The organism is Hymenobacter frigidus (genome assembly GCF_014640435.1).
GTDB classification, from domain to species: Bacteria; Bacteroidota; Bacteroidia; order Cytophagales; family Hymenobacteraceae; genus Hymenobacter; species Hymenobacter frigidus.
In genome coordinates this window covers 1-10072 of sequence record NZ_BMGY01000076.1, presented here as the reverse complement: position 1 = coordinate 10072, position 10072 = coordinate 1, and the positions used below count along the sequence as shown (strand labels likewise).

Below are 10072 nucleotides of genomic sequence, written 5' to 3'. Positions count from 1 at the left end.
CATGGCCGCAAAAAAAGCGCGCCAACCTACCGGCCGGCGCGCTTTCAAAACTTGGGTAAGGACAAGCCAGGAGACTGGTCGGGCTTTTTGTTTATGCGGGAAGCCCAGTACCTACGCTCCAGGGTTGGGCCCCGGAGCATAAGCAGTAGATTGAGTTTATACGAACAGGCCGTCGACCGACAGGTACCGCTCACCGGTATCGTAGCAGAAGGTGAGAACGCGGGCATTCTGCGGCATGTCGACCAGCTTTTTGGCAATGGCCGCCAGGGACGCTCCCGACGATACGCCTACGAAAATACCTTCTTCGCGAGCGGCGCGGCGGGTCATCTCATACGATTCCTGCTGCGACACCTGAATGACACCGTCGAGGATGTTGGTGTGAAGATTTTCGGGGATGAAGCCGGCCCCGATGCCCTGAATGGGGTGCGGCCCCGGCGCTCCACCGCTGATAACGGGCGAGGCTTCGGGCTCCACGGCAAAGGTTTGCATGTGGGGGAAATGCGGCTTCAGCACTTCGGTAACGGCCGTGATGTGGCCGCCGGTACCCACGCCGGTAATGTGAAAATCGAAGCCCTCGGGAGCATCATGCAGGATTTCCTGGGCCGTGGTCTCGGCGTGTATACGCGGATTGGCGGGGTTAGAAAATTGCATGGGCATCCAGGCCCCGGGCGTGTTCTTCACAATTTCCTGCGCCTTCTCAATGGCCCCTTTCATGCCTTTTTCGCGGGGCGTGAGCTCCAGATTGGCTCCGTAAGCAGCCATCAGGCGGCGGCGCTCAATGCTCATGCTCTCGGGCATGACGAGTGTGAGCTTATAGCCTTTCACGGCAGCTACCAGGGCCAGGCCCACGCCCGTGTTGCCGGAAGTGGGCTCCACAATCAGGCTGCTCTTGGTAATGAGGCCGTCTTTTTCGGCCTGTTCCAACATGGACAGGGCAATCCGGTCCTTGATGGAGCCGCCGGGGTTGGCGCGCTCCAGCTTCATCCACACCTCCACATCGGGGCGGGTGTCAGCAAACAGGCGGTTGATACGTACCAGCGGCGTTTTGCCAATGGTTTCGAGAATGGAATTTGCTTTCATCTGTTCAAAAAAATGAATGAGTGACTGGGGTATAGCGTGGGCTTCGTGAGTCCGCGCGGCATTAAATAGAAAAAACCAGCTCGGCGGCTGGGTCTACGCTACGGGAGATGTTGATGTGGGCGCGATGGTACACGCGCGAATGCGAGGGTACGCTTTCGGTCAGCCACACGTTGCCCCCGATAATGCTGTAGGCTCCGATAACCGTGCTGCCACCCAGGATGGTAGCGCCGGCATAAATCACCGCGTAGTCTTCGATAGTGGGGTGGCGCTTAGTGCCTTGCAGGCCCTTGGTGACGCTAAGCGCCCCCAACGTGACGCCCTGGTATATCTGCACATTGGCCCCAATAATGGCTGTTTCGCCGATAACGAGGCCCGTGCCGTGGTCGATGCAAAAGGCGGGGCCAATCTGCGCACCGGGGTGAATATCAATGCCGGTGCGCTGGTGGGCGTACTCGCTGAGCAGGCGGGGCAGGCGGGGCAGGCCGCGCTGGTGCAGGGCGTGCGCCAGCCGGTACAGCGCCGTGGCGTAGAAACCGGGGTACGAACTGATGATTTCGGCCAGCCCCTGCGCGGCCGGGTCACTGGCCAGGATGGCGGAGGCATCGCGCAGCAAGGCAGCCCGCAGAACCGGTAATTGCGCGGTAAACTCCTCGGCCAGCTCGGCGGCCGGGGCGGGCAGGGCCGGCACTTGGGCGAGCAGCATGGCCAGCTCGGCGCGAAAGTGGTGCAGCTCGGCGGCCACGGCGTCGGCCGTGGGCAGGGGGCGTTCGGCCCGCTGGGGAAAAAGCAGGGCCAACAGGCCATCGGCAAGGGCGCAGAAAGCGGCTCCGGGCAGGGCATCCGGGGCTACGGCGTGGGCCTGGGCCAGCTGTTCGATAAAAGAGAGTGAGGGCACGAAAGCAGAGAAAAAGGTGGTAAAAAGAACCGGGGCCTGTAACCAATCCGGTGCCCGAAGGTTTTGGGAGCAGGCGGCAACGCTCTTTCCGGTTTCGTCGTTTAGCAAAAACAGGGTTGCCATCGCCGCAGGCCCTGCCCAACAAGGTACTTCCTTTCTCTCCTTTTCCAAAAGCCTCATCATGTCCGATACCACCATCACCAAAGTTGATTCGCGCTACTCCCCTACCGGCCCCGACGGCGAGAAATACCTGGCTTCGGGCAAGCATGTAGCCATGCGCATGTGGGAAAACGAACAGCCCGGTGAGCCCAAAGCCTCCGCTTCGCGGCCCTACGAAACGGTGGGCTACGTGCTAAGCGGCCGCGCCGAGCTGCACCTGGCCGGCCAGGTAGTGATTCTGGAAGCCGGCAACTCGTGGGTGGTTCCTCAAAATGCGGAGCATACCTACAAGATTCTGGAGAGCTTTTCGGCGGTGGAAGCAACTTCGCCCCCGGCGCAGGTGCACGGGCGCGACGGCGAATAAATCAGTCATTGCCAACTAATGAAAACCCGTGAATTAGGCCGCACCGGCCAGTCGGTTTCGGCCCTGGGGCTGGGCTGCATGTCGATGGCCTCGGACTATGCCTACGGCCCCAGCGACGAGCGCGAAGCCGTGGCCACCCTGCACCGCGCCCTGGACCTGGGCGTTACCTTTTGGGACACGGCCGACGTTTACGGCTTTGGGGCCAATGAAAACTTGTTGCGGCCGGTGCTGGCCGCGCAACGCCAGCGCGTGTTCCTGGCCACCAAGTTCGGCTTCGTGGCCGACGGGCAAGGCGGCACCAGCCTGGACGTGCGCCCCGAGCGCGTGGCCGCCGCCTGCGATGCCAGCTTGCTGCGGCTCGGCACCGATGTCATTGACCTGTATTATGCCCACCGCATCGACCCGGCCGTGCCTGTGGAGGAAATGGTGGGCGCAATGGCCGACTTGGTAAGGGTGGGCAAAGTGCGGTTTCTTGGCCTTTCGGAAGCATCGGCGGCTTCGTTGCGGCGGGCGGCGGCCACGCACCCGATAGCGGCGCTACAATCGGAATACTCCCTGTTTACCCGCGATGTGGAGGCGGAAATTCTGCCAACCTGCCGCGAATTGGGCACCAGCCTGGTCGCGTTTTCACCTTTGGGCCGCGGACTGCTTACCAACCCAGGCCCGCAGCTAGCCGAGCAGGATTTGCGGCGCACAATGCCCCGCTTTGGGGAGGAGGTGGGCGATGCCAACGCGCCGCTAGTGGCCGGCCTGCATGCGCTGGCACGAGCGAAAGGCATCAGCACCGCGCAGCTGGCATTGGCTTGGCTGTTGCGGCAGGATGAGCACCTTATCCCTATACCGGGCACCAAACGCCGGAAATACCTGGAGGAAAATGCCGGCGCGGCCGAGGTAGCACTAACGCTTGCCGAAACGCAGCAGTTGCAGGAGCTACTGGCGGCCCGCCCCGTAGCCGGGGCCCGCTACGGCGAAGGAGCCCTGCGCCTCGTGAACCGGTAGCGCCTTCGGCCTGGCTAGGCGGGCTCGTTGTTATTCGGCAACCTGGTCTACGGTAATCCAGTCGTAGACCATTTTCACCAGCGAGGCTTCCTGAAATGGCTTGGTCAGGTAGTCGTTCATGCCAGCGGCCAGGCACTTTTCGCGCTCGCCGGTGATGGCATTGGCCGTGAGGGCAATGATGGGCACGACCAATCCCAGTTGCTGGCGGAGCACGGCCGTGGCCTGGTAGCCATTCATGACGGGCATTTGCACATCCATCAGAATGAGGTCGAACTCCTGTACCTGGGCCAGCTCCACGGCCACTTGCCCGTTGAGGGCTTCCGTGACCACCAGCTCGGAGTTAGTCAGGAAAATAGTGGCCAGCATGCGATTGAAGGAATTATCTTCTACCAGCAGAATGCGTTTACCACGCAGCAGACGCCGCAGACCGGTAAAGTCGGATACCTCCTTGCGGGGCACATCCTGCCCCGTGCCGATGGGCAAACGCAGGGTGAAGCGACTCGTGGTGCCCTGATTTTTCTGGCTTTCAATCCGCAGCTCGCCGCCCATCAGCTCCACCAGCTTTTTGCTGATACCCAGGCCCAGGCCCGTGCCGCCAAACTGCCGGGTTATGGAAGAGTCTTCCTGACTGAAATCGTCGAAAACCTGAGTCATAAACTCCGCCTCAATGCCGATGCCCGTGTCTTGAATTGCAAACTCTACCACGGCCAGGCCAGCCTCAGGCGGCTCGGCCGCCAGCGTGCACAGCACGTCCACCGTTCCTTTCTCGGTGAATTTCACTGCATTACCCGCCAAATTTAGCAATATTTGGGTAATACGGTAAGGGTCGCCGAGCAGCACCTCGGGCACGCCGGGGCCCAGGTGGGTCACGAAGCTCAGGCCTTTCTCTTCGGCTTTGAAGTGCAGGGTTTTTTCGACCTGGGCGCACACCTGAGCGGGCCTAAAGCCGATGCGCTCGACGGCCATGCGCCCGGATTCGATTTTCGACAGGTCGAGAATGTCGTTGATGATAACGAGCAGGTTTTCGGCCGATGAGGTGATGGCGTGCAGGTAGCTGGCCTGGGGCCCGGTGAGGCTGGTCTTGGTCAGCAGCTGGCTCATGCCCAGAATGGCATTCATCGGCGTGCGAATTTCGTGGCTCATGTTGGCCAGAAAGTCCTGCTTGGCCTGGGTACTGATTTCGGCCTGGCCCTTGGCCTCGCGCAAGCTGGCCTCGAGCAGCTTCTGGGGCGTCACATCGAGGTAAATGCCGATGGAGCCCACATGCTGGCGGTGGTCGTCGTAGAGCGGGGCCCCGCTCACCAGCAGCCACTTCAGGGCCCCGGTTTTGGTGGTTACGGCAATTTCGTAGGAGTCGGCCACGCCCTGCTGCCGGATTTTCATCTTGGTTTCTACCAGCTCCAGGTCGTCGCCGGTGAGCAGCAGCGGCGAGAGGCGCCGTCCGGCCAACTCTTCGCTGCAGAAGCCGGTCATGTTGCAGAAGCTTTGGTTGGCGTAGAGCAGGTGGTCGTTCAGGTCGGCTTCAACCAGGCCGAGCGACATGTTCTCGATGATGCCACGGTACTTTTCTTCGCGCTGGCGCAGGTCGGCCTCGGCCTGGGCGCGGGCCGTGATATCGGCGTACTTCCAAAGGTGGCCGAGGTAGCGATTCTGGTCGAATATGGGCACGAAGTCCCGCTGCAGAATGCGCCCGTTGCGCAGGCTTATTATGTCGCCCGCTACGGGCAGGCGGCGCTGCAGCAGCGCATTGATGCGCGCCACGTATTGGTTGGGGTTTTTGACAAACTGCCTGGTGCCCTCGGCTAGTAAGGCTCCGGCTTTGCCAACGAGGTGCGCGGGAGCCAAAGGCACTTGCAGCAAGCGGCCAAAAGCTTCGTTGGCCAGCACGATGCTGCGGGTCTCATCCTCAATCACCAGTCCTTCCTGAAAATTGGCAATCACCGTGGCTAGCCGCTGGCTGGAAACTTCGAGCGCCTCTTTGGCTTTTTTCAGCTCCGTGATATCGGTCTGCAAACCCGTTAGGGTGAGGGGTTCACCGACAGCATCGCGGGCCGTAACCTGACCCCGGCCCAATACCCACTTATACGTACCGTCTTTGCATCGAATGCGGTATTCAGCTACTGCCTGCGGTAACTTGCCTCGCAGGTAAGCCCGCGCAATGGCCAGCACCTGCCTCAGGTCATCGGGGTGCACATGCCCGAGCCAAGTGCCGTAGTCATTCGGAAACTCATCATCCTGGTACCCGAGCATCGCCTTATAGTCGGCCGAATAATAAATATCCCGCGACTGCAGATTCAGCTCCCAGGCACCGTCGCCGAAACCATCCACGGCCAGTCGCCAACGGATGTCGCTTTCGCGCAGAGCGGCCTGCGCTTGCTTAATTGACGTGATATCGAGTAGAATGCCGCTGTACCGCACCCACGATGGGCCGGAACTAGTGAGGATAGAGCTACCACGCATCCAGCGCAGGGGCTGACCCGGTGCCACAATTCGGAATTCAAATAGCCACGGAGCCCGGTTGCTGGTGGCCGTATTCAATGAAGACTTGAAGCCCACCAAATCGTTGGGATGGATAAAATCCATCATTCGGTCCAATTTCTGGGGATGAACGCCGAACAGCTCCACCAATTTCGGGCTCGCGTAGTCGAAATGGAACGTCCCGTCGTTGTTCATCCGCCATTCATAAAGCACGCCGGGCACGCTCTCGGCCAAGTCCCGGAAGCGCTTTTCACTTTCAACCAGCCCGATTTGTGTCTGCTTCCACTCCGTAATATCTTCCAGCAGGCCCACGAAACTTACCTGCCCATCGGCAGCCGCGGCCACGGGCTGCACCCGCACGCGCAGCCAGCCATCGGAACCGGACCGCGGATTGGACACTTCGTACTGAAACGGCACCTGCCGGGCCAGGCTGTCCTCAATGTAAGCCAGCAGAGCGGGCTCGCGCAGGTTGAGTCGTAGAAACGAGGTCGAATTGCGCCCCTGTATCTCGGCAAGCTCCAGCCCGCACAGCGCAGTAAAGCCCTTGTTCGCCCACTGCACGGAGCCATCGGAACCGCACAGTATTACCGCCGAGTGGGTTTCTTCCAGTAAGTAAGTCCATAGGCTGGCGGGCACATAGGCCGGCGGCACTCCGTCGATACGGCGTTGCCCGGCCAGTTCGGCCCGTAGCGTGGCATTTTCGGTGCGCTGCTGTTCCAGGGCCGCTTCTAGCTCCGCACGGGTCATGGCATGTTTGGGTAAATTTCCTACTTGCTACCGGTGAGGCTCCGAAAATAACAGCCTTGGGCCATTATTATACGGGCAACGTGCGCACGTAGCTGTGCGACACCGGCACCGGGCCGGCCACGCCGTGCTGGGCCAGCGCCTGCTGCAGCTGCTCGACGAGCCGGGCCTGTGCGGGCACATTGAGGCCGGCCAGGGTATACGCCCGGAACACCACGGCCATGCCGCCCGGCCGCAGGGCCGTGACTACCACCTGCGGCGCGGGTGTGGCCACCACGTCGGCATCGGCTTGCATCAGCGGAATGGCCCAGCCGCGCAGGGCGCTCAGGTCGGTGCTGTTGTCGACTTCGGCCGGAATCTCAATTATGGCTTTGTTCTGGGCTGTTTTGTTGACGATGACGTTGTTGGACGTGGCCCCGTTGGGCAGAATAATGGTATCGCCCTGCGGCGTGACAAGAATGGTGTTGAAAATCTGAATTTCCCGTACTTCGCCCGACTTACCCTGCGATTCGATGGTGTCGCCCACCACGTAGGGCTTGAAAATGAGGATGAGCACCCCGCCCGCGAAATTGGCCAGCGTACCCTGTAGCGCGAGGCCCACGGCCAGGCCCGCCGCCCCCAGAATAGCCACAAACGACGTGGTTTCGAAGCCTATCATGCCGGCCACCGTTATCAGCAGCAGTACTTTGAGCACGATATTGACCAAGCTGGTCAGGAACGAGGCCAGCGAGACATCGAGCCGCCGGGCCGCCGCCGCAATCAGCCGGCTAACCCACCCCACCGCCCACCACCCCACCACCAGCGCCAGCCCGGCCATGAGCACCCGGGGCAGATAAAGCATAGCAAGCGCCTGAAACTGCTGGCCGTAGGTGGTAATCTGATTCATCGACAGGGATTGACTGGAAAGGGTTTGCAATAGAAAAGGCATTTCGCGCTGGTTATGAGGAATCCTATGATTAAAACACCGGCACCAATTCCACGCTCAGAATCTGGTCACCGATTTCGAGCTTGTGCACCACATCCATACCGCCCACTACCTGGGCGAAGATGGGATAGCGGCCGTCCAGGTGCGGCGTGGACGTGTAGGTGATAAAGAACTGGCAGCTCTCGGTGTCCTTCCCGGCCGAGGCCAGGCCCACGCTGCCTTCTTCGTAGCGCAGGTCGCCAAATTCGGAGCGCAGGTTGTACGGGGCGCTGCCGTTGCCATCGCCGCGGGGGTCGCCGCCCTGGGCCACGAAGTTGGGTACCACGCGGTGGAAGTACAGATTATCGTAAAATTTCCGGTTGATGAGCGTGACAAAGCTGGCCACCGCGCTGGGCGCTTCGTTGGGCTTCAGCTCCAGCAGGATAATGCCTTTGGAAGTGCGCAACCGCACCTGCTGGCCCAGCGGCACGCCCTGCACCACCGCCCAGTCGATGGGGTGCTGCTGGGCCGTAGCCAGAGGCGAGGGCGTGGGCTTGGGCGCTTTTTCCAGCTTATCCAGGGCCTGCTGCACGCCCTGCCAGGCCTCAATCTCACGGGGTAGCTGCAGCTTGGCTTGCGCCTGGCGCAAGGCAGTTACGTCGGCAGCCTGGGTTTCGGGGTAGAGCTTGGCATCGGCCAGGGCCTCGGCGGCGGTTCCGAGCTGGGCCACATCACCACCAGCCAGTGCCTGGCGCATGGCGGCGGCAAAGGCGGCATGGCGCGCCGTTGGGAAGTCGGCCACCCGGCGCATGGTGAGCAAGCTGCCCAGCGCATAGCCCGCCACCACCGGCGACTGGCCCGCAGCAAACGCTTCGGTGCGCACGAAATCGAACGCAGCAGGGTCTTCGCTCAGCGCTTCCAGCAAAAAGCCTTTTTCGTACACCGTAGGCGCGGTGGGGTAGCGTTTTTCAATGGTTTCGACCAAGCTGGGGCGAGCCGCCGGGCTGGCGTGGCGCACGGCCGCCCGCAGCAGGGCCGCCCGCACCCGCACCGAGGCCTGCTTGTTGCCGTCGGCCAAGGCGGCGAGCGACGCGCCCGACTCGCCCTTGGCGTGGGCCAGCAGCCACTCGGCCGCCGTGAGGGCCACCGCGGCCCGGTCGTGGCTCAAGGCGTAGAAAACAGCCTTGCGGCTGTCCGCATAAGTTTCGGGCCCAAATGGCAGGGCCCGGATAGCGCTGAGCCGCACCCGGTAATCAGGGTCTTTGGTTGCTAAGCGCACCAGCACAGCGGCCGGGCCAGCCGCCGCCTTCCGAACGGTCGGTGCTGGCTCAGTAGTGGCAGTAGCGGTGAGGGGCAGGCTAGCGGGAGTGGTCGGGGCTAAGGCTGCCAGCTTGCCAAGCGTGGTGGCGGCGGCTGCCCGCACGGCGTAGGAACGGTCTTTCACTGCCACGCGCAGTAGGGTGGTTTCGGCCAGGCGGGCCAGGTCAGCATCGAGCCCCCGGGTACGAGAAAGGCCGGTGACGGCCGCCAGCCGGCCCCGCGTGGGCAGTTTGGGCGAGTTCAGCACCAGCACAGTGAGCCGAATGCTTTCGGGGGAGGTGAAGCCGCGCAGGGCGGCGCGGCTCAGGCCCCAGGCCAGGGCGGCGGCGCGGGCGGTGTCGGTCAGGGTTTCCACGCGCCAGAGTTCGGGCAGGCTGTGGCGCGTCACGGTGCGGCCCAAGGCTTCATGCACATAGCGGCGCACCTGGCCGTCGTTTTCTTTGAGGATGCGCACACGCAGGCTGTCCACGGCGGTGCTGTCGCCGGTTTGGCCCAAGGCGTAGGCGGCGGCACGGCGCACGCTGGGCTCGGGGTCGCGCAGCAGCGGCAGCAGACCGGGCACGGCGGCCGGGGCCTGCACCGAGGCCAGGGCCAGGGCCGCCTCGCGCCGGTAGGTGGGGTTGGCGTTGGTGAGAAAAGGTAGAATAGCTGCCGTGTTACGCTCGTCCTGCGCCGTGCCGATTTGGCGAATGGTGGCGTCGGAATACTTATTGGCGGGGCCGACGCTGGGGCGCGGGGTGCGGGTGCAGGCGGCCAGCAACAGCAGCAACGGCCAAAAACGAAAGGAACGGATGGGCATGGGGTAAATGTAGCGCGAACTTTACAGCGGTTTCATAAACCGTGTACCGGGTGTAAAGACGCGACCCTTCGCGTCGCAGTGTCCGCGCCATCCGCCGTTTAACGCCAAGACGCGAAGGGTCGCGTCTCTACATCCGTTCGATAGCGTACTGCCGGCTGTGCGGCAGGTTGGCCCGCGCAATGATTTTGGCGAGACTATGGTTGCTGCGCCCGGCGCTCAGCACCGGCACGTTCAGCTTGGTCCGGCTGATAATCTGCATGTTATTAACTGATGTTACGCACGGAGTTGGCCGAGTTGCTGGTACATTGCTTTCAGGCCGACGGTATAGAG

General features: G+C 62.2%; 8 protein-coding genes. 2 read left to right on the top strand and 6 right to left on the bottom strand.

The window, feature by feature from the left end; genetic code table 11:
* Positions 1-156: 156 nt before the first annotated feature.
* Both cysK and IEW17_RS20160 read right to left on the bottom strand, forming a co-directional pair.
* Positions 157-1080, bottom strand: a complete 924-nt coding sequence (cysK, locus tag IEW17_RS20165; protein WP_188563867.1) for a cysteine synthase A — start codon at positions 1078-1080, stop codon at positions 157-159.
* Positions 1081-1141: 61 nt separating this feature from the next.
* Positions 1142-1975, bottom strand: coding sequence for a serine O-acetyltransferase (locus IEW17_RS20160; protein WP_188563866.1), 834 nt, complete (start codon positions 1973-1975; stop codon positions 1142-1144).
* A 181-nt stretch (positions 1976-2156) separates the two neighbouring features.
* On the opposite strand from IEW17_RS20160, the gene IEW17_RS20155 reads away from it, so the two are divergent.
* The gene (locus IEW17_RS20155; RefSeq protein ID WP_188563865.1) at positions 2157-2498 is read left to right on the top strand and encodes a cupin domain-containing protein; all 342 of its coding nucleotides are present in this window, start codon (positions 2157-2159) and stop codon (positions 2496-2498) included.
* Between the two features lie 18 nt (positions 2499-2516).
* Complete coding sequence (locus tag IEW17_RS20150; RefSeq protein ID WP_188563864.1) at positions 2517-3497, top strand: aldo/keto reductase; 981 nt, start codon at positions 2517-2519, stop codon at positions 3495-3497.
* A 30-nt stretch (positions 3498-3527) separates the two neighbouring features.
* Here IEW17_RS20150 and IEW17_RS20145 read toward each other — a convergent pair whose 3' ends face one another.
* The 4 genes from IEW17_RS20145 to IEW17_RS21300 all read right to left on the bottom strand — a co-directional run bounded on the left by IEW17_RS20145 (position 3528) and on the right by IEW17_RS21300 (position 10001).
* Positions 3528-6722 (bottom strand): PAS domain S-box protein, encoded by a 3195-nt coding sequence (locus IEW17_RS20145; RefSeq protein ID WP_188563863.1) that lies wholly within the window; start codon positions 6720-6722, stop codon positions 3528-3530.
* 67 nt (positions 6723-6789) lie between these two features.
* On the bottom strand, positions 6790-7647 hold the full coding sequence (locus tag IEW17_RS20140; protein WP_188563862.1) for a mechanosensitive ion channel family protein: 858 nt from the start codon (positions 7645-7647) through the stop codon (positions 6790-6792).
* A gap of 28 nt (positions 7648-7675) precedes the next feature.
* The gene (locus IEW17_RS20135; protein ID WP_188563861.1) at positions 7676-9742 is read right to left on the bottom strand and encodes a peptidylprolyl isomerase; all 2067 of its coding nucleotides are present in this window, start codon (positions 9740-9742) and stop codon (positions 7676-7678) included.
* Between the two features lie 127 nt (positions 9743-9869).
* Positions 9870-10001 (bottom strand): hypothetical protein, encoded by a 132-nt coding sequence (locus IEW17_RS21300; RefSeq protein WP_262891863.1) that lies wholly within the window; start codon positions 9999-10001, stop codon positions 9870-9872.
* Between the last annotated feature and the right edge of the window lie 71 nt (positions 10002-10072).

Excerpts from the sequence above, each read along its gene's own strand:
- cysK (WP_188563867.1), bottom strand. The coding sequence starts at position 1,080 with ATGAAAGCAAATTCCATTCTCGAAACCATTGGCAAAACGCCGCTGGTA.
- IEW17_RS20155 (WP_188563865.1), top strand. The coding sequence starts at position 2,157 with ATGTCCGATACCACCATCACCAAAGTTGATTCGCGCTACTCCCCTACC.
- IEW17_RS20150 (WP_188563864.1), top strand. The coding sequence starts at position 2,517 with ATGAAAACCCGTGAATTAGGCCGCACCGGCCAGTCGGTTTCGGCCCTG.
- IEW17_RS20145 (WP_188563863.1), bottom strand. The coding sequence starts at position 6,722 with ATGACCCGTGCGGAGCTAGAAGCGGCCCTGGAACAGCAGCGCACCGAA.
- IEW17_RS20140 (WP_188563862.1), bottom strand. The coding sequence starts at position 7,647 with ATGCCTTTTCTATTGCAAACCCTTTCCAGTCAATCCCTGTCGATGAAT.
- IEW17_RS20135 (WP_188563861.1), bottom strand. The coding sequence starts at position 9,742 with ATGCCCATCCGTTCCTTTCGTTTTTGGCCGTTGCTGCTGTTGCTGGCC.
- IEW17_RS21300 (WP_262891863.1), bottom strand. The coding sequence starts at position 10,001 with ATGCAGATTATCAGCCGGACCAAGCTGAACGTGCCGGTGCTGAGCGCC.